The following is a 24,600-nucleotide window of genomic DNA, read 5'->3' on the forward strand; positions in this document are numbered from 1 at the left end:
CCCCATACTTAACTTACTTGACGCCCGGCTAGTTGCGGGGGTACTTTCCCCCAGTGTAGTCAACTAGCCGGGCGGCAAGTAAGGGCCCGGTGAGCAGGGGATCAGGGGAGTTGGGGAAGATGTCGGACCTGAAGACGGCGACGGACGGGAAGGCGGCCGGCGGCAAGCCGAAACGCGCGCCGAAGAGCGAGCCGCAGCAGCGCAGCGTCCGGGTGGTGATCGTCGCCCTGCTGATCGCCATGCTGCTGGCCATGCTCGACAACCTCATCGTCGGCACCGCGATGCCGACGATCGTCGGAGACCTCGGAGGACTGGAACACCTGTCCTGGGTGGTGACCGCGTACACCCTTGCCACCGCTGCCTCCACGCCCATCTGGGGCAAGCTCGGCGACATGTACGGACGCAAGGGCATGTTCCTCACGTCCATCGTGATCTTCCTGATCGGCTCGGTCCTCAGCGGCATGTCCCAGGACATGGGCCAGCTGATCGGCTTCCGCGCGATCCAGGGGCTCGGCGCCGGCGGTCTGATGGTCGGCGTCATGGCGATCATCGGTGACCTGGTGCCGCCCCGCGAGCGCGGCAAGTACCAGGGCCTGATGGCCGGTGTCATGGCGATCGCGATGATCGGAGGGCCGCTGGTCGGCGGCACCATCACCGACCACCTCGGCTGGCGCTGGGCCTTCTACATCAACATCCCGCTGGGCATCGTCGCCCTGGCCATGGTCACCGCCGTACTGCACCTCCCCAAGCGGGAGAAGAGGAAGGCGAAGGTCGACTACCTCGGTGCCGGGCTGCTGACGGTCGGCATCACCGCGATCGTGCTGGTGACCACCTGGGGCGGCTCGGAGTACGACTGGAACTCCGCCGTGATCATGGAACTCATCGCGATCGGTGTCGCCTCGCTGGCCGGCTTCGTCTTCGTCGAGACGAAGGCCGCGGAGCCGATCATCCCGCTGCACATCTTCCGCAACCTGAACTTCACGCTGATGTCCGTGGTCGGCTTCATGGCCGGCTTCGTGATGTTCGGCGCGGTGCTGTTCCTGCCGCTGTTCCAGCAGTCGGTCCAGGGCGCGTCCGCGACCAACTCCGGACTCCTGCTGCTGCCGATGCTGCTCTCGATGATGGTCGTCTCGCTGATCGCCGGGCGCGTCACCACCAGCAGCGGCCGGTACAAGATCTTCCCGATCATGGGCTCGATCCTGATGGTGGCCGGACTCTTCCTGCTCTCCACGATGGACACCGGCACCACCCGTCTCACCTCGGGCATCTACATGGCGGTGCTCGGCGCCGGCATGGGCTTCCTGATGCAGATCACGATGCTCGTCGCGCAGAACAGCGTCGAGCTCAAGGACATGGGCGTCGCCTCGTCCGCCACCACCCTGTTCCGTACGCTCGGCAGCTCCTTCGGCGTCGCGATCATGGGCGCCCTGTTCACCGGCCGGGTGCAGGACGAGATGGCCGCCCGCGGCGGCGGGGGAGCCACCGCGCACTCCGCCCAGCTGGACGCGGCGAGCCTGGCGAAGCTGCCGGTGCCGGTGCGCGAGGCGTACGAGTTCGCGGTGTCGTCCGGTACGCACATCGCCTTCCTGGTGGGCGCCTGCGTCGGACTGGTCGCCCTGGTGGCGGCGCTCTTCGTCAAGGAGGTCCCGCTGCGCGGCGCGGCCCCGGACCCGGCCGAGAGCATGGTGTAGCCGTAGTGGTGCGGCCGTAAGGGTGCGGCCGCACGGAGAGGCCCCCGGGGCGCGCGCGATTGCCGCGTGCGCCCCGGGGGCCTTCCCGTTACCGGGGCCGGCCGGGCTCCGGAGCGTCCCGATCAGCTCTCCGAGGCCCCGTTGCCGGGGTCCTTGCCGCTGCCCGCGGCCGTCCTGCCGTTCGAGCGGGGCCCGCGCTGCTCGGCGAACTGGAGCATCGGGTAGCTCCCGGTGTCCGTCGGCGCGTGCTCGGGCAGCCACAGCACGGCGATCGCCCCGCCCACACCCGGGGCCGCGCCCTCCGGGGCGGCGTTGCGGAAGGTCAGCCGGGCGCCGAGCACCCGCGCCTGACCGGCCGCGATCGTCAGCCCGAGACCGTGCCCGTGGCCCGCCCGGTCGGTCGACCCGGTACGGAACCGGCTCGGCCCCTCCCGCAGCAGCGCCGCCGGGAACCCCGCCCCGTGATCGCGGATCCGGACCACCCGGCCCTCGACCGTGACCTCCACCGGGGTGGAGCCGTGCTTGGCGGCGTTGCCCAGCAGATTGCCCAGGATCCGCTCAAGGCGGCGCGGATCGGTGCTGACCCACGACTCGTGGACCACCTGGACCCGCACATCCGGGTCCAGCAGCGCGATCCGGCGGCTCACGAAGTCCCCCAGCGCGATCTCCTGGAGCTCGGCCCGCTCGGAGGCGCTGTCCAGCCGGGCCACCTCCAGCACGTCCTCGACCAGGGTGCGCATCGCCTGCGCCCGGTCCCGCACCAGCTCCGTCGGGCGGCCGGGCGGCAGCAGCTCGGCCGCCGTCAGGAGCCCCGTCACCGGGGTGCGCAGCTCGTGCGCGATGTCCGCGGTGACCCGGCGCTCCGCCTCGATCCGCTCGTTCAGCGCGTCCGTCAGCGCGTCCACCGCACCGGCCAGCTCATCGGTCTCGTCCCGCACGACACCGCCGACGGCATCCCGGACCCGGACCTCCGTATTGCCCTGCGCGACCTTCCCGGCCGCCGTCGCCGCCTTGCGCAGCCGGCGCGACAGCTGGCCGCCGATCAGCACCCCCAGCGCGCAGCCGCCGAAGACCACGGAGACCGAGCCGATGATCAGGGCCCGGTCCAGATCGCCCATGATCGTGGTGGAGCGGTCCGCGAACCGGGTGTGCAGCGAGAGCACGTCACCGTTGGGCAGCGGCACGGCCGCCCACACGTCCGGCACCCCGCCGCCGTCCTCCACATGGGTGGCACGCCGGTTCTTCCGGGTCTCCTCGCGCAGGCTCCGCGGCATCGTCGGATCGTTGATCTTCGCGCCGAACCGGGGGTCGGCCTTCTTCGTCTTCTTCGCCTCGTAGAGCAGCTGCGCGTAGGTCAGCCGCTCCAGCTGGACCTCACGGGCGTTCTCCAGCATCGAGACCCGGGCCGCGTTGTGCACGACCAGGCTCAGCGCGACCGCGATCAGCGCGCCGACCGCGGCGATCGCGATGCTGATCTTCCAGCGGACACTCGTCCGCAGGGACGGCCGCCTCATGCCCTGAGCTTGTAGCCGAAGCCGCGGACCGTCTCGATCCGGTCCTGGCCGATCTTCGTGCGCAGCCGCTGCACATGGACGTCCACGACCCGGGTGTCGCCGCCCCAGCCGTAGTCCCAGACCCGCTCCAGCAGCTTGTCGCGGGAGAGCACCGTGCCGGGCGCGGACGAGAACTCCAGCAGCAGCCGCATCTCGGTCGGCGTCAGACCCACCTGCTCGCCGCTCCTGCGTACTTCCATGCCCTCGGTGTCGACCTCCAGGTCACCGAAGACCAGCACCCCGCCCTCCGGCCCGTCCTCCGTACCGGCGGTGCTGCCCAGTCCGCTGCCCGAGGCGTGGCCGAAGCGGCGCAGCACGGCGCGGATCCGGGCGACCAGCACCGCGCCGTCGAAGGGCTTGGTGACGTAGTCGTCGGCCCCGGCCTCCAGACCGAGCACCACGTCGATCGAGTCGGCACGGGCGGAGAGCATGATCACGGGAACCGTCGACTCGTCCCGGATCCGGCGGCACAGGCTCACCCCGTCCAGTCCGGGCACCATCACGTCGAGCAGCGCGATGTCGGGCCGGTCCGCCCGGAACGCCTCCAGGCCCCGGAGTCCGTCGGGCATCGCGGTGACCACGAAGCCGTCCCGCTCCAGCGCCAGCTGGGTGGCCTCGCGGATGACGTCGTCGTCCTCGACGAACAGGACATGGGTCTCGGCCATCGGAAAGCTCTCAGTTCTTCGTCGGTTCCGTGGGCTCCGGGAAGTCCCCATCCCCGGCGCCGACGGCTCGGTTGAAGTCGTTGTGCACCCGGTCCGTCTCGCTGAACCGGGTGTTCGCCCAGTGGTACGTGATCACTTCCTCGCCCGAGGGATATGCGACCGCGTCCTTCTTCCCGTAGACCTGGGTCGTCACCACCAGATCACCGCGGTCGATGGTCCCGTAGACCGCCGGCTGCTCGGTCGTGAACACGTTCTCGTACGTGCCGTCGGCGCGGGGCCGGTACACATAGGTGCCGACGCCCACCGAATCGCCGCAGGTCATCACGTTCACGACCACGTCGGCGCCGGGGCCGCCGGTCAGCTTCCCGTACGAGGTGTCCACCGGGTACTCGTCACCGGTGCAGGGCTTCAGATCCGTCCGGACCCGTTCGCTCACCTTCGTGTCCGCCTTGAGCAGGGCGACGGCGTCGACCCGCGGGGTCGGCCTCGCCCTGGACGGAGCCGTGACGGTCGGCGTGATCCGCACGACCGGCTGGGTGCCCGCCGGGCCCTCGTCGCGGGTGCCGGTACCACCGGTGGAACAGCTGACGGCGAACAGCCCGAAGACGGCGAGCCCGGCCAGAGCCGTACTGCTCGCCGCCCATCCGGTCAGCCGCCGTCCGCGCCCGCCGCCGGCTCTGCCGCCGCTTCCGCTTTTGTCGCCGCTTCCCCCGTCGGTGACCGCGTCGTCGCTCGCGCCGCCGCCGTCACCGCTGCCTGTCAGGCCGCGCACCGCTCCCGCCCCCGCTCGTCATGACGCCCGATCCCCTGCGCCGCGCTCCGGGTCCGTACCGGAGCGGTGGCCGACGCGGCACGGGCGGCCGGCCGCTGCTCCCGGTCCTCGCGGATCCGGGCCTCCCTGGCCGCCTCTTCCCTGCTCTCCAGCTCCTGGCGCAGCCGCGCCAGGGCACGGTGCAGGGTGCTCTTCACCGTACCGGCCGACATGCCGAGCGCCGCGGCCGTCTCCTCCGTGCTCATCTGCTCCCAGTGTCGCAGGACGACGACGCTGCGCTGCTTGGGAGCCAGCACGCCCAGGACGTCCATCAGCAGGGCGCGGTCGGCGCGCTGCTCGGTGCCGTCCTCGATGCTGGCGTCGGGGAGCTGCTCGGTGGGGACCTCGTCCAGCCGGCGGGCGCGCCACCACTCGGTGCGGGTGTTGATCATGACGCGGCGCAGATAGGCGTCGGCGAGGGACTTGTCGGCGATGCCGTCCCAGCGGCGGTAGGTACGCGCCAGGGCGGTCTGCAGCAGGTCCTGCGCGTCCACGGGGTCGGGGACCAGCCGGCGTGCGCTGCGCAGCAGCGCATCCTGCCGGGTACGCACGTACTCCTCGAATCCGAGCACCTCGCCCTGCGCCATAACAACCGCCTCCATCCCCGTGGATCCCCGTAGTACCGCTGCCAGCCGCTCAGTCGTCGGGCTGACGTCGGTGACGCTACGGAGCGGTTGTCACGAGGCTGTGCGGAGCAGCCATACGCCGACGCACGGCTGCCCATCGGTTGTGTAACAGCACGGGAGGAGTGGGGCGAAGAGACCCCGGTCCGGGCGAGGACGAGCCCCGCCCGGCCGTCAGGTCAGCGGCAGCCGGTACTGGGCGCCGGCCAGCGGTTCCACCAGTCCGTCGGCGACCAGCCCGTCCAGGGCGCGGGCCCGCTGCACCGGTTCGTCCCACACGGCGTCCAGCGCCGACTGCGGTACCGGTGTCACCGCCTCGCGCAGCACGGCGAGGAGCCGGCCGCGCACCTGCCGGTCGGTACCGGCGTACGTCTGGCCGCGGCGCGGCGGCCCCTGGTGCGCGGGCTTCCCGGCCAGCCGCCAGGCGCACTGCTCCGCGATCGGGCAGCGCGTGCAGTCCTCGTTCTTCGCGGTGCAGACGAGGGCGCCGAGCTCCATCGTCGCGGCGGCCCACCGCGCCGCCCGCTCGTCCTCCTCGGGCAGCAGCGCGCGGGCGAGCTTGCGCTCGGCGGCGGTGGTCGCGTTCGGCGGGTACTGGATGCCGGTCGCCGCCCGTGCGAAGACCCGGCGGACGTTCGTGTCGAGGACGGCGTGCCGCTGCCGGTAGGCGAACGAGGCCACGGCCGCCGCCGTGTACTCACCGATCCCGGGCAGCGCGAGCAGCTGGGCGTGCTCGCTCGGTACGTCGCCGCCGTGCCGTTCCGTTATTGCCTGGGCGGCCCCGTGCAGCCGCAGCGCTCGCCGGGGGTAGCCGAGCCGGCCCCAGGCGCGGACCGCCTCGCCGGGAGGGTCGGCGGCGAGGTCGGCGGGGCGCGGCCAGCGGGCCAGCCACTGTTCGTAGACCGGGAGGACCCGGTTGACGGGGGTCTGCTGCAGCATGAACTCGCTCACCATCACACCCCAGGCGCCCGCTTCGGGGCGGCGCCAGGGCAGATCGCGGGCGTGCTGGTCGAACCACCCGATGACGGGGGTGTGGAGGGATGCGGGGGGCGTCTGTGTCGCTGTGGTGGCAGTCATCGCACCTCCGATCCTGGCACGGAAGGGCAGACGACGGACGGGTGCACGGGGGTGTCGCCCCTCATAAGAGCCCTTGGAGTGATAGGGCCACCCGTCTGTCCCCGCGCCGCCTGACCTCCGGTCCGGCAACTGGCCGCACCCCCCGGACCCGGTTGCGGCAAGTGGCCGCACGGCGGGCATCCCGGGTTGCGGATACGTCCTCCCGGGATGATGATCCGCAAAACTTGGGATCGGGGCGGCGGGTGGGGCGGGAGTTGGGGCGGATCTCTCGTACAGTTTGCGCTGTGGGATCTTTGCGTAATCCGATCGGGCCGCTTCCCTCCACCATTTACTGGCGACGGAGGGCAGTCGCGGCGACGCTGATCGCGCTGCTCGCGTTGCTGGTCGTATGGGCCGTCACCTCCCGTGGCGGCAACGGGGACCACGACGACTCCAGGGCCCCCGGCTCCGGTCCCACCGACGCGATCACGCCAGGGCCCTCCGGATCCGGCCCCGCGATCAGCGAACAGCCGGGCGGGCGCGATGAGTCGGGCGGCTCCGGCGGGGACGACGGCGGCGGCAACGGAGGTTCAGGCTCCGGTTCCGGCGGCTCGGGCGGCTCCGACGGCTCCGGCAACGGCGGCTCGGGCAGCGCCGGTTCCGGTTCCGACGGCAGCTCCGGCAGCGGTTCGGATTCCGGCTCCGGCGGCACGACCGCCGGACAGCGGCTACCGGCCGGCTCCGCCGTCCCCGACTGCACCGCCGGCGCACTGCAGTTGACGCTCAAGAGCGACGTGAGTTACGCGCCCGGCGAGAAGCCGAAGTTCCGGCTGATCGCCAAGAACACCTCCGCCACCGACTGCAAGGCCGACCTCGGGCCGAAGAGCACGGTGCTCACCATCACCGAGGCGGGCGGCGACGACAACGAGGTGTGGTCCTCCAAGGACTGCCCGCGCAACGCGACCGCCGTGCTGCTGAAGGTCCCGGCGGGCGCGACCGTCGTCCACACCGTGGAGTGGAACCGCGCCAAGAGCGCCCCGAAGTGCGTGACGCCGCCGCCGGGGAACGCCGGGCCCGGTACGTACCTGGTCGAGGCCAAGGCGCCGGGCGAGCCCGTGCAGCGCGCCTCGTTCGTCCTCGCGAAGGACTGACCCGCCGAAGGACTCACGGATGAGGGGCGGGGGGGGCGTACGCCCCCCCGCCCCTCATCCGTGATGCGTACCGCTACACGTACCGTTCGAGGATCGACGACTCGGCCAGCCGCGACAGGCCCTCGCGCACACTGCGCGCCCGCGCCTCCCCGACCCCGTCCACCGTCTGGAGATCGTCCACGCTCGCCGCGAGCAGCTTCTGCAGACCGCCGAAGTGCTCCACCAGCCGGTCGATGATCGCCCCGGGCAGCCTCGGCACCTTCGCCAGCAGCCGGAAACCGCGCGGCGAGACCGCGGAGTCCAGCGTCTCCGGAGAGCCGCTGTAACCCAGGGCCCGCGCCACGACGGGCAGTTCGAGCAGCTCGGTGTGGGACAGCGCGTCCAGCTCGGTGAGCGCCTCCGCCACCGTGCGCGACCGCTTGGCGGTCGGCTCCGGCACGTAGTCGCGCACGACCAGCTCGCGCTCCGGCTCCACGCCCGCGATCAACTCGTCGAGCTGGAGCGAGAGGAGCCGGCCGTCGGTGCCCAGCTCCACCACGTACTCGGCGATCTCGGTCGCGATCCGGCGCACCATCTCAAGGCGCTGCGCGACGGCCGTCACGTCCCGGACGGTCACCAGGTCCTCGATCTCCAGGGCGGAGAGCGTGCCGGCCACCTCGTCGAGCCGGAGCTTGTAACGCTCCAGGGTGGCGAGGGCCTGGTTGGCGCGCGAGAGGATCGCGGCGGACTCCTCCAGGACCCGGCGCTGCCCGTGCACGTACAGCGCGATGAGGTGCATCGACTGCGAGACCGAGACCACCGGGAAACTGCACTGCCGGGAGACCCGGTCCGCCGTGCGGTGGCGGGTACCGGTCTCCTCCGTGGGGATGGAGGCGTCCGGGACCAGCTGCACGCCGGCGCGCAGGATCTTGGTCATGTCCTTGTCGAGGATCAACGCCCCGTCGAGCTTGGCCAGCTCTCGCAGCCGGGTCGCGGTGAATTCCACGTCCAGCACGAAGCCGCCGGTGCACATCGACTCGACCGTCCTGTCCATGCCGAGCACGATCAGGCCGCCGGTGTTGCCACGGAGAATGCGCTCCAGGCCGTCCCGCAGGGCCATTCCGGGCGCGACGGCACTCAACGAGGCGCGCATCAGCGCCTCGTTACCGGTGCCTTGGCCGGACTTTCCGGGCGATGCTGCCCGGTCGCTGGCTGCCACTGCACTCCTCCGGTCACAGGTTTGCGGTGCCCTCGGGGCCCCTCCTCCGGATCGGGCACGATCCGAACGAAACACCCCACGTCCCTCGTACCGTTCGTACGGACGGGCGAGACCAGGGCAAAGTCTACCGGCGTGCGCCGTCCTCCTGCGGGGCCTGTGTACGAGACCGGCGCGGGAGGACTCTCAGCGCGTCGCCCATGTTGGCGACTTCCGTGACCTTCATACCGGCCGGGACCTTCCCCGGATCGGTCGGCACCAGCGCGTGTGTGAAGCCCAGCCGGTGCGCCTCGGCCAGTCTGCGCTGGACCCCCGTGACCCGTCTGACCTCGCCCGCGAGCCCCACCTCACCGATCGCCACAAGATTCTTGGGCAGCGGTGTGTCACTCGCCGCACTGGCCAGGGCCAGTGCGATCGCGAGGTCCGCGGCGGGCTCGGTGAGCTTCACGCCGCCGACCGTCGCGCTGTAGATGTCCCGCTTGCCGAGCGCGCTGATCCGGCCGCGCTGCTCCAGTACGGCCAGCATCATCGACACCCTGGACGTCTCAAGACCCGAGGTGGTGCGCCGGGGCGAAGGGATCTGCGAGTCCACCGTGAGCGCCTGCACCTCCGCGACCAGGGGGCGCTTGCCTTCGAGCGTGACGGTCAGGCAGGTGCCGGGCACGGGTTCGTCGCGCCGGGTGAGGAAGAGGCCGGACGGATCCGCGAGGCCGGTGATGCCCTCGTCGTGGAGCTCGAAGCAGCCGACCTCGTCGGTCGCCCCGTACCGGTTCTTCACGCCGCGTACGAGCCGGAGCCGGGCATGGCGGTCGCCCTCGAAGGACAGCACCACGTCGACCAGGTGCTCCAGCAGCCGGGGCCCGGCGATGGCCCCGTCCTTGGTGACGTGGCCGACCAGGAGGGTGGCCATGCCGCGCTCCTTGGAGGCCCGGATGAGCGCCCCCGCGACCTCGCGGACCTGTGCCATCCCGCCGGGCGCGCCCTCGATCTCGGGCGAGGCCACGGTCTGCACGGAGTCCAGGACGAGCAGGGACGGCTTGACCGCGTCCAGGTGGCCGAGGACCGCCGAGAGGTCGGTCTCCGCGGCCAGGTACAGATGGTCGTTGATCGCCCGGATCCGGTCGGCCCGCAGCCGGACCTGGCTGGCGGACTCCTCGGCGGTGACGTAGAGCGTGCGGTGCTCGTCGCTCGCGGCCTTGGCCGCCACGTCCAGCAGCAGGGTGGACTTGCCCACACCCGGCTCGCCCGCCAGCAGCACCACGGCACCGGGCACCAGACCGCCGCCCAGCACCCGGTCCAGCTCACCGACGCCGGTCGAGCGGGCGGTGGCCTGCCTGCTGTCCACCTGGCCGATCGGGAGCGCCGCGGTGGAGACGCGGCCGGCCGCGGTGGTCCGTACCGCGGGGGCGCCGCCGAACTCCTCGACCGTGCCCCACGCCTGGCACTCGGGGCAGCGGCCGAGCCACTTGGCGGTCGTCCAGCCGCATTCCGTGCAGCGGTAGGACGGCCGGTCCTTCGCGGATTTCGTACGGGTGGCCATGGCGCCACCGTATAGGTGGCCTCGGACAGTGCCGTCCGGCGCGGTGCGGGAAGGGGTGCACGCGCGGGCGTACGCCCCCTCTCCGCACCGTCCGGGGGCGCCGGGAACCGGGAATCCCGCCCGATCCTGTCCGCTTTTACGCGATACCCTCACCCGAAAGGGTTAAATCTACCCAAGGGGCGCCAGGGTCGGACCCCGTTCTGCCTACGGTCGCAAGGTGACGAGCAGCAGGCTGGAGACACCCGCGAGCACCCCCGGCGCGCACCGGACGCAGCATCGTGCGCCCCACTCCTCACCGAAGAAGCCGCCTGCCCGTTACGAGCCGCATCTCGACGGTCTCTTCACCTACTGCCTCTCCGTGCTCTGCGACCACGACGCCGCCACCGACGCGCTCGGCGGTGTCCTCGCGCTGGCGGAACGGCAGGGCGGACGGTGTCCCTCGGACGAGGAGGAACGTAAAACCTGGCTGTACGCGCTGGCCAGGTGGACGTGCCTGCGCAGGCTCACCGAGCAGAAGCAGGGCCGCCAGGCGCATCGGCAGCACGGCAAGGCCGGGCCCGTGAAGGGGAACCGCCGCGCCCCGGCCGTCCAGGGGGCGCGTGCAGGACGGCGTACGCTCCCCGTGGCCGCCCACACCCCCAAGGCGCCGGCCGCACCGTCCCGGCCCGCGCTGCCACAGCCCGTCCCGACCCCGGCCCACGGCCCCGGCCCGGCCTCCGCCCTGGCCCACGCCCCCGGCCCGGCCCCCGCCCTGGCCTCCGCCCCCGAGAGCCCCGCGGCCGCGGAGGCGCACCGCCGGGAGCTGGCGCAGCTGGCCTGGCCCGAGGCCGCCGGCACCACCCCCGAACAGCGGGAGGCGCTGGAGCTCGCGGTACGGCACCGGCTCACCCCGGTCGCGGTCGCCGCGGTCCTCGGCCTGGAGACCGCCGCCGCCAGGGAACTCCTGGCCGCGGCCGCCTGCGAGGTCGAGCGGACCAGGGCCGCCCTCGCGGTCGTCGAGTCGGGCGGCTGCCCCGCGGCGGGCCGGCTCACCGGCGACCGGCGCGTGCTGCTCTCCGCCACCCTGCGCCGCGAGCTCGTACGTCATGTGGACGACTGCCCCCGCTGCCGTCGCACCGCGGAGCGGGCCGATGCCGAGGGCCCGTGGCCGGGCGCGGCCGTCACCCCGGCCGCCGCGCTCGCGGTCGTCGAGGCGCCGCGACCGTCCGCCTATGTGGCGATGATCCACGCCCAGAAGCACCAGAAGAATCGGTCCGCCACTCCGCGGTTCGACCGGGCGGGCTTCCCGATGGACCCCAAGGACCACGCCGCCCGCCGGGACCGGCTGCGGTCCAGGGTCATGACGACGACGGTGGTCGCCACGGTCGTCGCCGCCCCGGTGATCGCCCTGTGGTCCGCCTACCGGGGCGCACCGCTCACCGGCGAGGGGCACGACGGGGCCTCGGTCACCGCGACCGAGACGGACGGCAGCGGCAGCGGCGATCCGTACGGGCGCTACGAGAACGCCGGCAACGCCACCCCCGAGTCCGGCTCCCGCTTCACCGACGACGAAGGCCGCCCGGACGTCTCGGCCGAGGTCATCAGCGCCGACCCGCGCCCCGGCCATGACGGGGGACGCCACCGCGCGGGCGGGCTCACCGTCGAGGCACGCCCCTACGGCTCCACCACGATGATCACGCTGACCGCGTCGAAGGCCGGCCCGGTCGCCTGGTCGGCCCGCACCGGCGCGTCCTGGCTGCGCCTCAGCAGCTCCTCCGGGAAGCTCGCGGCGGGCGGCAGCGTCACGATCCGCGTCCTCGTCGACCACGGGCGCGAACCGGCCTCGCGGTGGACGGCACGGGTCGCGCTCGCCCCGTCGGGCTCTGTCGTCGCGATCCACGGCGACGGCGGGAGGCGCCCGTCGGGCGTCAGGCCGCACCCCTCGAACCCCCCGCAGCCGAGCCGCTCCGCCCACCCGCGCCCCCCGGTGCCGTCGGACCCGTCACCGTCCTCACCGGATCCCACGGAGCCGACACCGGACCCGACGGATCCGACGCCGGACCCGACGGACCCCACCACGACACCGACGGACCCGGGCGAGCCCAGCCCGTCCCCGGACCCGCCGGACCCGACCGGCCCGGGAGAGAGCCCGAGCGTCCCGCCCCCGGCGAACTGACCGACCACCCGCCAACGCGGCCCCCGGAGGCCGCTAACCGGAAGCCGCGAACCGGAAGCCGCGAACCGCAGGAACTACGCCGGATCGGCCGGGTGCGGTGCCATCGGCAGCAGCGAGGAGAGCCGCTCCTCGCACAGCCCGGCCAGCCGGTCGTACGCCTCCTTGCCCATCAGCTCGGTCAGCTCGGGGCGGTAGGACACGTACACCGGCTCCCCGGCCCCGTGCGCGGAGGTCGCGGACGTGCACCACCAGTGCAGGTCATGGCCGCCGGGACCCCAGCCCCTGCGGTCGTACTCACCGATCGTCACCTGGAGCACCCGGGTGTCGTCGGGCCGGTCGATCCAGTCGTACGTACGCCGGACCGGCAGCTGCCAGCACACGTCCGGCTTCGTCTCCAGGGGCTCCTTGCCCTCCCGCAGCGCCAGGATGTGCAGCGAGCAGCCGGCTCCGGCCGCGAAGCCGGGCCGGTTCTGGAAGATGCACGAACCCTCCCAGCGCCGGGTCTGGCGCTCCCCGTCGTCATCGGTCTGCACCCAGCCCGACTCCGTGCCCACGTCGTGGAACTGCCACAGCTCCGGGGTCAGCCGGGCCACGTTCTCCGCGACCCGCTTCTCGTCGTCCTCGTCCGAGAAGTGGGCGCCCAGCGTGCAGCACCCGTCGTCCGCGCGACCGGCCTGGATGCCCTGGCAGCCGCTGCCGAAGATGCAGGTCCACCTGGACGTCAGCCAGGTCAGGTCGCAGCGGAAGACCTGCTCGTCGTCGGCGGGGTCCGGGAACTCCACCCAGGCCCGCGCGAAGTCGATCCCCGTCTCGTCCGGCCCGCCGGGCCGCTCTGCTTCCGCCTGCCGCATCTCCTGCTTCGTCTTCTGCTTCTTCGTTACTTTGTCCGGCTTCGCCTTTTTCGTCTTTGGCACGCGCCCAGAGTAAGGCGGCGGGCGGCAGTAGCGTTCCGCATATGAGACTCGGAGTCCTCGACGTGGGGTCGAACACGGTTCATCTGCTGGTGGTCGACGCGCACCCCGGCGCCCGCCCGCTGCCCGCGCACTCGCACAAGGCGGAGCTGCGCCTGGCCGAGCTCCTGGACGCGGACGGCGCGATCGGCCCGCTCGGCGTGGACCGGCTGGTGGCGACGGTCACCGACGCGGCCCAGGCGGCGGAGGACAAGGGCTGCGAGGACGTGCTCGCCTTCGCCACCTCTGCGGTACGGGAGGCGAGCAACGCCGACACGGTGCTGGCCCGGGTGCGGGACGAGACCGGCATCGACCTCACCGTCCTGAGCGGCGCGGAGGAGGCCCGGCTCACCTTCCTCGCCGCCCGCCGCTGGTTCGGCTGGTCGGCGGGCAAGCTGCTGGTCCTGGACATCGGCGGGGGCTCGCTGGAGATCGCGTACGGCATCGACGAGGAGCCGGACGCCGCCGTGTCACTGCCGCTCGGCGCCGGCCGGCTCACGGCCGGCTGGCTGCGGGGCGATCCGCCGGACCCGGTGGAGGTGCGGGCGCTGCGCCGGCACGTCCGGGCGAGCATCGCCCGCAGCGTCGGGGAGTTCACCCGCTTCGGCCGCCCCGACCACGTCGTGGCCACCTCCAAGACCTTCAAGCAGCTCGCCAGGATCGCCGGCGCCGCCCGCTCCACCGAGGGGCTCTACGTGCAGCGCACCCTCAGCCGCAAGGCGCTGGAGGAGTGGGTGCCGAAGCTCGCCGCGATGACGGCCGAGGAGCGCGGCAGCCTCCCCGGGGTCTCCGACGGCCGGTCCGCCCAGCTGCTGGCGGGCGCCCTGGTCGCGGAGGGGGCCATGGACCTGCTGGGCGTCGAGGAGCTGGAGATCTGCCCCTGGGCGCTGCGCGAGGGAGTCATCCTGCGCCGCCTGGACCACCTCCCGACGCGGGACGCGGCGGCCCTGGCCTGACGGCTGCGGCGGACGGGTGCGGAACGGCCATGGCCCTTCTCACTTTCAGCCGGGCTCCCTCGGCGCCGCGCACCGGGGCCCGTACGCTGTCTGCGTGGCAGAACCAGTGGTGCGCGTCCCGGATGCGAAGGTCGCCCTGTCGACGGCCTCCGTCTATCCGGAGTCGACGGCGACGGCCTTCGAGATCGCCGCGCGCCTGGGATACGACGGCGTCGAGGTCATGGTCTGGACCGACCCCGTCAGCCAGGACATCGAGGCGCTGCGCCGGCTCTCCGACTACCACCAGGTGCCGATCCTGGCCGTGCACGCCCCCTGCCTGCTGATCACCCAGCGCGTCTGGTCCACCGACCCCTGGGTCAAGCTCCAGCGGGCCCGCGCCGCCGCGGAGAAGCTCGGCGCCTCGGCCGTGGTGGTCCACCCGCCGTTCCGCTGGCAGCGGCAGTACGCGCGTGACTTCGTCACCGGGATCTGGCGGATGGCGGACGAGACGGACGTGCGGTTCGCCGTCGAGAACATGTACCCCTGGCGCTACCGGGACCGCGAGATGCTCGCGTACGCCCCCGACTGGGACGTCACCAACGACGACTACCGGCACTTCACCGTGGACCTCTCGCACACCGCGACCGCCCGCACGGACGGCATGGCCATGGTCGACCGGATGGGCGACCGGCTGGCCCACGTCCACCTCGCGGACGGCAAGGGCTCCGGCAAGGACGAGCACCTGGTGCCCGGCCGGGGTGACCAGCCCTGCGCCGAGCTCCTGGAGCGGCTGGCCCGTACCGGCTTCGGCGGCCATGTCGTCGTCGAGGTCAACACCCGCCGGGCGATGTCCACCGCGGAACGCGAGGCGGACCTGGCGGAGGCACTGGCCTTCACCCGGCTGCACCTCGCCTCCTCCTCCGCCCCGTCGCCGCGCCCGTGACCGAGGGCGACGGGAGCCAGGCCCCGCCCCCCAGACGCCGCGGCCGCCCCTCCCGCACCGAGGCGAAGACCGGCCCCGACGCCCGCACCCGCATCCTGGAGGCGGCCCGCACCGAGTTCTCCGAGCGCGGCTACGACAAGACGTCCGTCCGGGGCATCGCGAAGGCGGCCGGCGTGGACGCGGCCCTGGTCCACCACTACTTCGGTACGAAGGACGAGGTGTTCGCCGCCGCGATCGAGCTCTCCTTCGAACCCGCCCTGGTGATTCCGGACATCCTCGGCAGCAGCACGGAGGGCCTGGGGGAGCGGCTGGCCGGCTACTTCATCGGAGTGTGGGAGAACCCGGCGTCCAGGGCCCCGCTGCTGGCGATCATGCGTTCCGCGATGACCCACGAGGCGGCGGCGAAGGTCCTGCGCGTCTTCGTACTGCGGCACCTGCTGGACCGCATCGCCGACCAGCTGGACGTCCCCGACGCCACCTTCCGCGCGGAGCTGGCCGCGTCGCACATGGTGGGCATCGCGGTACTGCGCTACGTGATCCGGGCGGAACCCCTGGCCTCCGCCGATCCGCAGAAGATCATCGCGATGGTGGGCCCCACGCTGCAGCGCTACCTGACCGAGAGCTGACCGTTCCGGGGGCTCCGCCCCCGTACCCCGGGATCCCGGTCCCGGATTCCGGACACCCCGTCCAGATCCTGGCCCCGCAGGCGTACGCTCGGAAATCAGTCTTTTCTGTCGAAGGAGCGAGAGACGATGCCCCAGCTGAGGTCCCGCACTGTCACCCACGGCCGCAACATGGCGGGCGCGCGCGCCCTTATGCGCGCCTCGGGCGTAGCGAGCGAGGACATCGGCAAGCCGATCATCGCGGTCGCCAACTCCTTCACGGAGTTCGTCCCGGGCCACACCCACCTCGCCCCCGTCGGCCGGATCGTCTCCGAGGCGATCCTGGCCGCGGGCGCCGTCCCCCGCGAGTTCAACACCATCGCGGTCGACGACGGCATCGCGATGGGTCACGCCGGGATGCTCTACAGCCTCCCGTCCCGCGACCTGATCGCCGACTCGGTCGAGTACATGGTCGAGGCGCACTGCGCGGACGCGCTGATCTGCATCTCGAACTGCGACAAGATCACCCCCGGCATGCTGATGGCCGCGATGCGCCTCAACATCCCCACGGTCTTCGTCTCCGGCGGCCCGATGGAGGCCGGCAAGGCGACCCTCGTCGACGGCACGGTCCGCAAGCTCGACCTGGTCAACGCGATCAGCGACGCGGTCGACGAGTCCATCTCCGACGAGGACATGCTCCGCATCGAGGAGAACGCCTGCCCCACCTGCGGCAGCTGTTCCGGCATGTTCACCGCCAACTCGATGAACTGCCTGACCGAGGTCCTCGGCCTCTCCCTCCCCGGCAACGGCTCCGTCCTCGCCACGCACACCGCCCGCAAGGCGCTGTACGAGGAGGCCGGCCGCACGGTCGTCGAGATCACCAGGCGCTACTACGAGCAGGACGACGAGACGGTCCTGCCGCGCGCCATCGGCACCCGCGCCGCGTTCGACAACGCGATGGCGCTCGACATCGCCATGGGCGGCTCGACCAACACGATCCTGCACCTGCTCGCCGCGGCGGAGGAGGCGCACCTGCCCTACGGGCTGGACGACATCAACGAGGTCTCGCGCCGGGTCCCGTGCCTCGCCAAGGTCGCGCCCAACGTGGCGCCCGGCGGCACGTACTACATGGAGGACATCCACCGGGCCGGCGGCATCCCAGCCATCCTCGGTGAGCTGCACCGCGGCGGACTGCTCAACGAGGACGTGCACTCCGTGCACTCCGACACCCTCGCCGAGTGGTTGAAGAACTGGGACATCCGGGGCGGCTCACCGTCGCCGGAGGCCGTCGAGCTGTGGCACGCGGCCCCCGGCTGCGTCCGGTCCGCGACCGCCTTCTCGCAGTCCGAGCGCTGGGACACCCTCGACCTGGACGCGGCGGGCGGCTGCATCCGCGACATGGCGCACGCGTACTCCAAGGACGGCGGCCTCGCGGTCCTCAAGGGGAACCTCGCGGTGGACGGCTGCGTCGTGAAGACGGCCGGCGTCGACGAGTCGATCTGGACCTTCGAGGGCCCGGCGGTCGTCTGCGAGTCGCAGGAGGACGCCGTCGACAAGATCCTCCGCAAGGAGATCGAGCACGGCGACGTCGTCGTCATCCGTTACGAGGGCCCGCGCGGCGGCCCCGGCATGCAGGAGATGCTCTACCCGACCTCCTTCCTCAAGGGCCGGGGCCTGGGCAAGACCTGCGCGCTGGTCACCGACGGCCGCTTCTCCGGCGGCACGTCGGGCCTCTCCATCGGCCACGCCTCTCCGGAGGCGGCGTCCGGCGGCACCATCGCGCTCGTCGAGGACGGCGACCGGATCCGGATCGACATCCCGAACCGCTCGATCGAGCTCCTGGTCCCCGAGGACGAGCTGGCCACCCGCCGGGAGGCGCTGAACGGCGTCTACGCGCCGAAGAACCGCGACCGCAAGGTCTCGGTGGCGCTGCGCGCCTACGCGGCCATGGCGACCAGCGCGGACCGGGGCGCCGTCCGCGACGTCTCCAAGCTCGGCTGACACCCGCACGCACCACCCCGCTCCACCGTCCGGCCCCTCTCGCGAGGGGCCGGACGCGTTTCGGCCCGGACGCGGGTGCGATCCCGTCGCGGGTGCGGCCCCGTCGTGGCCCGAGAACGACTCCGTGTGACCGGTCGATCGCAGTAAGCTCGCCCCCTTGCCATGTATGACCATGATTGGGGGAGTATGCGCACTTCCGTACGCAGCTCAGTAGTCATCGCGTCAGCCGTCACCGCCCTCGCGGCACTGGGTGCTGTCCCGGCCGGTGCGGCGTCGGCCGCACCCACGCCGATCGCACCCGCGCCGGCCGCCGCCACTCCGGCAGGCGTCTGCGGATCGGGGTACACCCAGATCGACTCGCACGTGTTCAAGGACTCGTCGGCCGAACTGGCCCGCGTCTACCTGCTCTACAACGCGAGCACCAAGTTCAACTGCGTGGTCACCTTCCACGCCGCCGCCACCGAGGGCAAGGCGCTGACCACCGGCGCCTGGCTCGACGTCGACGGGGACGGCAAGGAGCAGGTCAAGGACCAGGGAAGGTACTCCTCGTACGCGGGCCCGGTCCGGCTCGCCGCCGGCAGCCACTGCGTGAAGTGGGGCGGCATGATCGAGACGGCCGCCGGTACGTACGCGTACACCAGTCCGTGGAGCCACTGCGGCTGACGTGCGACGGCCGCCGCGCCCGTTCCTTGACCGGAGCGGGCGCGACGCCACCGCCCCGGCCCTGGGACAATCGATCCTGTGAGCGAGAACAGCGAGACCCCCGACGACATCGCGCCCGGCACGACCGAGTCCGCGACGGCGCCCGCCGGTGCCTCCGGGACCGCCCCCGGTCCGCAGCCCGAGCCCATCCGCTTCTTCGGCACGACCTGGGTCGCCCACGACGGCCACTACGGTCTGCGCCGCATCGGGGTCGCCGTCGGTTCGCTCGCCGCGGCCGCCGCGTCCTGCTTCGTGCTGCGGTTCGCCTACCAGGGTCTGGAGATCGCCGACGTCGGCAGCTTCGTCGGCATGCTGGTGGTCCTGATGTTCGCCATTTGCAGTGCGATCGCCTTCCGCAAGACGTGGGAGGGCTTCAGCGGCCGCCCGGCCGACCCCGCGCGCGAGGACAACCTGCGCGGCCTCAAGACCATCGGCTTCATCGGCGGGCTGCTCGCCTACTTCATCCGTACGTTCTCCGAGGCCCCGGGCGAGAAGCTCCGGCGTACGGAGTACGAGGCGGCGCAGGTCCGGTACGCGAAGCGCCGGTCGGCCCGCACCGGGAACCCGGCGGCGCGCAAGACGGCCAAGGCGAAGAAGGCCCGCCGCAAGTAACGTGCCGCGAGTGCCGCGCCGCGAGTAGCGCGCCGCCGCGGGGTCTGTCCAGCGGATCGTGGCCGGGGCCACGATGGGGTACATGACCACTACGGAAACCCCGAACCCCGGCTCCCGCCCGGCACCCCCGCGCGCCCTGTCGTTCGACCGCGCCGCCGCCCAGTACGGTGCCGCCCGCCCCGGCTACCCGGACGCCCTCCTGGACTCCGTCGAGGAGCTCGCCGGCCGGCCGCTGCGAGGAGCCCGCGCCCTCGACGTCGGAGCCGGCACCGGCATCTCGACCCGCCGCCTACGCGACCGGGGCGCCGCCGTCGTCGCCGTCGAACCGGGCCCCGGGATGGCGGCGGAACTACGCAGGACCCTGCCGGACGTCCCGCTGGTACGGGGCGACGGCAACAGCCTCCCCTTCGCCGCGGGCTCGGCGGACCTGATCACGTACGCCCAGTCCTGGCACTGGACGGACTCCGCCCGCGCCGCCCCCGAGGCCATGCGCGTCCTGCGGCCGGGCGGCGCGCTGGCCCTGTGGTGGAACGTGGCCGACCCCGACGTCGGCTGGATCGCGGAGCAGGGCGAGCGACTGCTGAGCTTCTTCGCCGCCGAGCTGCCCGAGCTCGCCGCCCCCGCAACGACGGGCGGCCCCGCAGCGGCCAACACCGGTGCCCACGGCTCGCCCGCATCCGCCCGCGACCTGCCGGCCGAGCTGACGTTCGTACACCGCCGGGTGCCCTGGACCCGGCGCGTCCCCCTGGACACCCACCTCGCCAACCTCGGCAGCCACTCCGCGTTCCTGGTCCTCGGCGACGAGCCCGCCCGGCGCTTCCTCTCCGAGGAGCGCGAACACCTCGCACGGCACTTCCCGGACGGCGTGGTGGAGGAGACGTACGTCGTCGAGCTGAGCGTGACCATCCGCTGAACCGGCGGGCGCGGAGACCGCAGGCCCTTGACGAGAGGACGCCACCGCGACAAAATTCATCACATGATGAATTCTTCGGGTGTCGCCATCGAGGCCCGCGGCCTCACGGTCGTACGGGGCAACCGCACCGTCCTCAAAGGCCTCGGCTTCACCGTCGAAACCGGCAGGATCACCGGACTCCTCGGCCCCTCCGGCTGCGGCAAATCCACCCTGATGCGAGCCGTCGTCGGCACCCAGGCCAAGGTCACCGGCACCCTCGACGTCCTGGGCAGCCCGGCCGGCCACGCCGGTCTGCGGCCACGGATCGGGTACGTCACCCAGGCGCCGTCCGTCTACACCGACCTCACCGTCCGGCAGAACCTCGATTACTTCGCGGCGATCCTGCAGCCGGGCCGCCGGCACCGCGACGCCCGCCGCGAAGCCGTCACCCGGGCCATCACGGAGGTCGACCTGACCAGCCACGCCACCGCCCTCGCCGGCACCCTCTCCGGCGGCCAGCGCACCCGCGTCTCCCTCGCCGTCGCCCTGCTCGGCACCCCCGAACTCCTCGTCCTCGACGAACCCACCGTCGGCCTGGACCCGGTGCTCCGGCGCGATCTGTGGAGCCTCTTCCACCGCCTCGCCGCCGACCGGGGCGCCACCCTCCTCGTCTCCTCCCACGTCATGGACGAGGCCGAGCGCTGCCACCGCCTCCTCCTGATGCGCGAGGGCGAGATCCTCGCCGACGACACCCCGGAGGCGCTGCGCACAGCCGCCCGCACCGAGACCGTCGAAGAGGCCTTCCTCCACCTGGTCGACGCGGCCGCCACCCGTCAGGAGAACGCCCGATGAGCACGACCACCACCTCACCCCTCAGCGCGGCCCGCACCCTGGCCACCGCCGCCCGCGTCCTGCGCCAGCTGGCCCACGACCCCCGCACCATCGGACTGCTCCTGCTGATCCCGGTCGTCATGATCACGCTGCTGCGGTACGTCTTCGACGGCAGCCCGCGCACCTTCGACTCCATCGGCGCCTCGCTGCTCGGCATCTTCCCGCTGATCACAATGTTCCTGGTGACCTCGATCGCCACCCTGCGCGAGCGCACCTCCGGCACCCTGGAGCGCCTCCTCGCGATGCCGCTCGGCAAGGGCGACCTGATCGCCGGCTACGCCCTCGCCTTCGGCGCCGTCGCCGTGGTCCAGTCGCTCCTGGCCACCGGCCTCTCGGTGTGGGTGCTCGGCCTCGACGTCACCGGGTCCCCGTGGCTGCTGCTCCTGGTCGCCGTGCTCGACGCCCTGCTCGGCACGGCGCTGGGCCTGTTCGTCTCGGCCTTCGCGGCCTCCGAGTTCCAGGCCGTCCAGTTCATGCCGGCCGTGATCTTCCCGCAGCTCCTGCTCTGCGGACTGTTCATCGCCAGGGACCGGATGGCACCCGTCCTCGAAGCGATCTCGAACGTGCTGCCCATGTCGTACGCCGTGGACGGCATGAACGAGGTCCTCCACCACCCGGACGTCACCGGCGACTTCGTCCGCGACATCGCGATCGTGGCGGGCTGCGCCCTCCTCGTCCTCGCCCTCGGCGCGGCCACCCTCCGCCGCCGCACCACCTGACGGGCCGGTGCGAGGATGGCGGGCACGAGTACCGAGAACAGCCGGCACGGTCGGCACCGCCCGGAGGGTGAAACCGCATGACCCAGACAGTCGCAGTCCTCGGCACCGGCAAGATCGGCGAGGCCCTGCTCAGCGGCATGATCCGGGCCGGGTGGCGCCCGGCAGACCTGCTCGTCACCACCCGCCGCTCCGAGCGCGCGGAGGAGCTCCGCAACCGTTACGGGGTCGACTCCGTCAGCAACGCGGAGGCCGCCGCACGCGCCGACATCCTGATCCTCGCGGCCAAGCCCCAGGACATGGGCCGCCTCCTCGACGAGCTCGCCGCCCATGTCACCGCGGAGCGCCTGGTCATCAGCGCCGCGGCCGGCATCACGACCGCCTTCATCGAGGACCGCCTCACCGAGGGCACCCCAGTCGTCCGGGTCATGCCGAACACCCCCGTCCTGGTCGACGAGGGCATGTCCGTCATCTCCGCGGGCAGCCACGCCACCGGCGCCCACCTCGCCACCGCCGAGGCGATCTTCGGCGGGGTCGGCAAGACGCTGCGCGTCCCGGAGTCCCAGCAGGACGCGGCCACCGCGCTCTCCGGCTCCGGCCCGGCGTACTTCTACTTCCTCGTCGAGGCGATGACGGACGCCGGAATCCTGCTCGGCCTGCCCCGCGCCCAGGCCGCCGACCTGATCGTCCAGGCCGCCATCGGCGCCGCCGTGATGCTCCGGGACAGCGGCGAGCACCCGGTCAAGCTCCGCGAGGCCGTCACCAGCCCGGCCGGCACCACGATCAGCGCCATCCGCGAGCTGGAGAACCACGGCGTACGCGCCGCCCTCATCGCCGCCCTCGAAGCCGCCCGCGACCGCAGCCGCGAACTCGCCTCCGGCAACGGCTGACCCAAGGCCCTACCCTGCGGCGGCGATCAGCTCCGCACTGCGCACCACCTTCGCGAACCCACCGCCGTGCAGCGTCACGGCGGTGGCCCGCGCCAGTTCCTCGGCGCTCATCGTCCAGCCGAACGGGCCGGTCCCGTCGAAGGTGTACGTCGCGTCGAACGCGAAGAACACCTCGTACCCGAGGTTCCCCGCCATCCGGGCCGTCGTCTCCGCGCACATGTTGGTCTGGATACCGGCCACCACGATCTGCCGCACCCCGCCCTCGCGCAGCCAGTCCGCCAGATCCGGTGTCCCGTAGAACGCCGAGTTCACGCTCTTCGTCAGAAACAGCTCGGGCCCGTCTCCCTTGCCCCGCCGTTCCTCCACGTACGACTTGAAGGCGTTGCCCGGATATCCCACCCGCAACGGCGAATCCGGCTTGGGCGAGTCATGCCGTACGAAGACGACCGGCCGCCCGCTCGCCTGCCAGGCATCGATCAGCCCGGCGATGTTCTCGTCCGCAGCCGGATTGTTCCGCGGCCCCCAGTACGCCTCCTCCTCGAAGCCCTCCTGCACGTCCACCACTACCAGCGCTGCGTTCTCCGCGATCTCCATGGCCCCTATGCTTCCGCGCGCCCTCCCGACGGCCCAGAGGTCACAAAGCCATCGACCGATGCTTTACTGCCAGCATGACCGCCGCCTCCACCCCTGCCGCCGTCACCCGGATCGCCCTCGTCTCCTTCCCGGGCATCCGCGCGTTCGACGCCTCGGTCATCACGGAGGTCTGGGGCGTGGACCGGACGGACCGAGGGGTGCCGCCGTTCGACCTGCGCCGCACCGCGGCCGCCACCACACCCATTCCGCTGCGCGGCGGACTCTCCCTCACCCCCGACCGCACGCTGAGCTGGCTGGCCCGAGCCGACCTGATCGTCGTCCCGGGGCTGGACGACCATGTGACGCCGGCGCCCGAACCGGTCCTCGAAGCCCTGCGCCGCGCCCATACCCGCGGCACACCGATCGCCGCGCTCTGCGGAGGCGCCTTCACCCTCGCCCAAGCCGGCCTGCTCGACGGCCGACGAGCGGTCACCCACTGGAACCTCACAGAGCTCCTGCGCACCCGCCACCCCGGCGTCACCGTCGTACCCGACGCTCTCTTCGTCCACGACGACAACCTCTGGACCTCGGCGGGCACCGCGGCCGGCATCGACCTCTGCCTCCACCTCGTCCGTACGGTCCACGGCGCAGAGACCGCGGCGACGATCGCCCGTTCGATGGTCACCGCCCCGTTCCGCACCGGAACCCAGGCACAGTTCATCGAGCACCCGACCCCGCACACGGACCGCGACGCGGACACCCTCGCGGCCGTACGCGCATTCGCTCTGACCCATCTGGCCGAACCGCACACGGTGGCGGAGCTCGCCGACCGCGCCGGTATGTCCCCGCGCTCCTTCGCCCGTCACTTCCAGGCGACCACCGGCACGACACCGCTGCGCTTGCTGATCACCCAGCGCATCGCGGCAGCTCAGAAGCTGCTGGAGCGCACCGATCTGCCCCTCCCCGAGGTGGCCCGCCGCACGGGCTTCGGCAGCGAGATCACCATGCGCCAGCACTTCGCGACCCACCTGGCCACCAGCCCCCGCGACTACCGGCTCGCCTTCCACCGCACCCCGCCGGGGACCGGGGTTGACACGCCCGCATCGCATCCGTAGTGTGCTCCGAGTTGTCCGACGTGAGCGCCGACCCCGGTCGGTCCCCGGACAGCCATTCCGCAGTAACCACAACGAGCGAGCGACAGCTGTCGCCTGTCTCCGCGTGCGCATTCGCGAAATGAGGAATCCACGTTCGAAGGAACGTGACCCCGATTAGCGTCGAGGCCCCGGATTCCGCTAATGTCTCACTCGTCGGAACGGCCCAACAGCCGGGAAGACAAGCCCCACTGACTGGGAATCAGGCCCGAAAGGATCTGATAGAGTCGGACTCGCCGGAAAGGGAAACGCGAAAGCGAAGAACTGGAAAGCGAAAATGCGAGGCCCGCTTCGACCGGGAA

Annotated in this window: 23 protein-coding genes; 14 read left to right on the forward strand and 9 right to left on the reverse strand. The window is 72.2% G+C overall.

Annotation, left to right across the window (positions count from 1 at the left end; all coding sequences use genetic code 11):
* Positions 1-119 precede the first annotated feature (119 nt).
* Entirely contained in the window at positions 120-1,691 is a 1,572-nt protein-coding gene (locus ACZ601_RS36465; protein WP_440576975.1) for an MDR family MFS transporter, read from the forward strand.
* Positions 1,692-1,813: 122 nt separating this feature from the next.
* On the opposite strand, the gene cseC is transcribed toward ACZ601_RS36465, so the two are convergent.
* The 5 genes from cseC to ACZ601_RS36490 all read right to left on the reverse strand — a co-directional run bounded on the left by cseC (position 1,814) and on the right by ACZ601_RS36490 (position 6,420).
* Positions 1,814-3,205: a two-component system sensor histidine kinase CseC gene (gene cseC, locus ACZ601_RS36470; protein ID WP_440576974.1), complete on the reverse strand. Its 1,392-nt coding sequence runs from the start codon at positions 3,203-3,205 to the stop codon at positions 1,814-1,816.
* Positions 3,202-3,909: a two-component system response regulator CseB gene (gene cseB, locus ACZ601_RS36475; protein WP_469545972.1), complete on the reverse strand. Its 708-nt coding sequence runs from the start codon at positions 3,907-3,909 to the stop codon at positions 3,202-3,204. Before cseB ends, cseC begins: the two co-directional genes overlap by 4 nt.
* Positions 3,910-3,919: 10 nt before the next feature.
* Entirely contained in the window at positions 3,920-4,681 is a 762-nt protein-coding gene (locus ACZ601_RS36480; protein ID WP_469545975.1) for a hypothetical protein, read from the reverse strand.
* A complete protein-coding gene (locus ACZ601_RS36485; protein ID WP_440576980.1) occupies positions 4,669-5,307 on the reverse strand; it encodes a SigE family RNA polymerase sigma factor in 639 nt (212 codons plus the stop codon). The genes ACZ601_RS36480 and ACZ601_RS36485 overlap by 13 nt, the downstream gene beginning before the upstream one ends.
* Before the next feature lie 210 nt (positions 5,308-5,517).
* Positions 5,518-6,420 carry an HhH-GPD family protein gene (locus ACZ601_RS36490; RefSeq protein ID WP_440576971.1) on the reverse strand — a complete coding sequence of 301 codons (903 nt, stop codon included), beginning with the start codon at positions 6,418-6,420 and terminating at the stop codon, positions 5,518-5,520.
* Between the two features lie 284 nt (positions 6,421-6,704).
* Here ACZ601_RS36490 and ACZ601_RS36495 point away from each other — a divergent pair, with 284 nt between their 5' ends.
* Positions 6,705-7,550: a hypothetical protein gene (locus tag ACZ601_RS36495; RefSeq protein ID WP_469545978.1), complete on the forward strand. Its 846-nt coding sequence runs from the start codon at positions 6,705-6,707 to the stop codon at positions 7,548-7,550.
* Positions 7,551-7,623: 73 nt separating this feature from the next.
* Here the strand turns inward: ACZ601_RS36495 and disA are convergent, their stop codons facing one another.
* Together disA and radA are read right to left on the reverse strand one after the other, a co-directional pair.
* On the reverse strand, positions 7,624-8,748 hold the full coding sequence (gene disA / locus ACZ601_RS36500; protein ID WP_440576969.1) for a DNA integrity scanning diadenylate cyclase DisA: 1,125 nt from the start codon (positions 8,746-8,748) through the stop codon (positions 7,624-7,626).
* 124 nt (positions 8,749-8,872) lie between these two features.
* Complete coding sequence (radA, locus tag ACZ601_RS36505) at positions 8,873-10,285, reverse strand: DNA repair protein RadA (protein ID WP_469545981.1); 1,413 nt, start codon at positions 10,283-10,285, stop codon at positions 8,873-8,875.
* 217 nt (positions 10,286-10,502) lie between these two features.
* Between radA and ACZ601_RS36510 the strand changes: the two genes are divergently transcribed.
* A complete protein-coding gene (locus ACZ601_RS36510) occupies positions 10,503-12,440 on the forward strand; it encodes a hypothetical protein (RefSeq protein ID WP_469545984.1) in 1,938 nt (645 codons plus the stop codon).
* A gap of 74 nt (positions 12,441-12,514) precedes the next feature.
* Here the strand turns inward: ACZ601_RS36510 and ACZ601_RS36515 are convergent, their stop codons facing one another.
* Positions 12,515-13,354: a DUF3109 family protein gene (locus ACZ601_RS36515; RefSeq protein WP_469545987.1), complete on the reverse strand. Its 840-nt coding sequence runs from the start codon at positions 13,352-13,354 to the stop codon at positions 12,515-12,517.
* A gap of 41 nt (positions 13,355-13,395) precedes the next feature.
* Here ACZ601_RS36515 and ACZ601_RS36520 point away from each other — a divergent pair, with 41 nt between their 5' ends.
* The 10 genes from ACZ601_RS36520 (at position 13,396) to proC (ending at position 22,574) form a co-directional block, all read left to right on the forward strand.
* Positions 13,396-14,346 (forward strand): Ppx/GppA family phosphatase, encoded by a 951-nt coding sequence (locus tag ACZ601_RS36520; protein WP_440579289.1) that lies wholly within the window; start codon positions 13,396-13,398, stop codon positions 14,344-14,346.
* A 106-nt stretch (positions 14,347-14,452) separates the two neighbouring features.
* Positions 14,453-15,268, forward strand: a complete 816-nt coding sequence (locus ACZ601_RS36525) for a sugar phosphate isomerase/epimerase family protein (RefSeq protein ID WP_440579290.1) — start codon at positions 14,453-14,455, stop codon at positions 15,266-15,268.
* A complete protein-coding gene (locus tag ACZ601_RS36530) occupies positions 15,265-15,894 on the forward strand; it encodes a TetR/AcrR family transcriptional regulator (protein ID WP_469545990.1) in 630 nt (209 codons plus the stop codon). Before ACZ601_RS36525 ends, ACZ601_RS36530 begins: the two co-directional genes overlap by 4 nt.
* Positions 15,895-16,020: 126 nt before the next feature.
* On the forward strand, positions 16,021-17,871 hold the full coding sequence (gene ilvD / locus ACZ601_RS36535; protein WP_469545993.1) for a dihydroxy-acid dehydratase: 1,851 nt from the start codon (positions 16,021-16,023) through the stop codon (positions 17,869-17,871).
* 186 nt (positions 17,872-18,057) lie between these two features.
* A complete protein-coding gene (locus ACZ601_RS36540) occupies positions 18,058-18,534 on the forward strand; it encodes an acetyltransferase (RefSeq protein ID WP_440579092.1) in 477 nt (158 codons plus the stop codon).
* Positions 18,535-18,612: 78 nt separating this feature from the next.
* Positions 18,613-19,185, forward strand: a complete 573-nt coding sequence (locus tag ACZ601_RS36545; RefSeq protein WP_469545996.1) for a hypothetical protein — start codon at positions 18,613-18,615, stop codon at positions 19,183-19,185.
* Between the two features lie 82 nt (positions 19,186-19,267).
* Complete coding sequence (locus tag ACZ601_RS36550; RefSeq protein WP_469545999.1) at positions 19,268-20,098, forward strand: class I SAM-dependent methyltransferase; 831 nt, start codon at positions 19,268-19,270, stop codon at positions 20,096-20,098.
* A gap of 63 nt (positions 20,099-20,161) precedes the next feature.
* Complete coding sequence (locus ACZ601_RS36555) at positions 20,162-20,929, forward strand: ABC transporter ATP-binding protein (protein ID WP_469546001.1); 768 nt, start codon at positions 20,162-20,164, stop codon at positions 20,927-20,929.
* A complete protein-coding gene (locus tag ACZ601_RS36560; protein ID WP_469546004.1) occupies positions 20,926-21,687 on the forward strand; it encodes an ABC transporter permease in 762 nt (253 codons plus the stop codon). Before ACZ601_RS36555 ends, ACZ601_RS36560 begins: the two co-directional genes overlap by 4 nt.
* A 77-nt stretch (positions 21,688-21,764) precedes the next feature.
* Positions 21,765-22,574, forward strand: coding sequence for a pyrroline-5-carboxylate reductase (proC, locus tag ACZ601_RS36565; protein ID WP_440578859.1), 810 nt, complete (start codon positions 21,765-21,767; stop codon positions 22,572-22,574).
* Between the two features lie 9 nt (positions 22,575-22,583).
* On the opposite strand, the gene ACZ601_RS36570 is transcribed toward proC, so the two are convergent.
* Positions 22,584-23,168 (reverse strand): cysteine hydrolase family protein, encoded by a 585-nt coding sequence (locus ACZ601_RS36570; protein ID WP_469546008.1) that lies wholly within the window; start codon positions 23,166-23,168, stop codon positions 22,584-22,586.
* Positions 23,169-23,242: 74 nt separating this feature from the next.
* On the opposite strand from ACZ601_RS36570, the gene ACZ601_RS36575 reads away from it, so the two are divergent.
* Positions 23,243-24,262: a GlxA family transcriptional regulator gene (locus ACZ601_RS36575; protein ID WP_469546010.1), complete on the forward strand. Its 1,020-nt coding sequence runs from the start codon at positions 23,243-23,245 to the stop codon at positions 24,260-24,262.
* Positions 24,263-24,600 lie beyond the last annotated feature (338 nt).

Source organism: Streptomyces sp. NPDC104307, assembly GCF_055584045.1.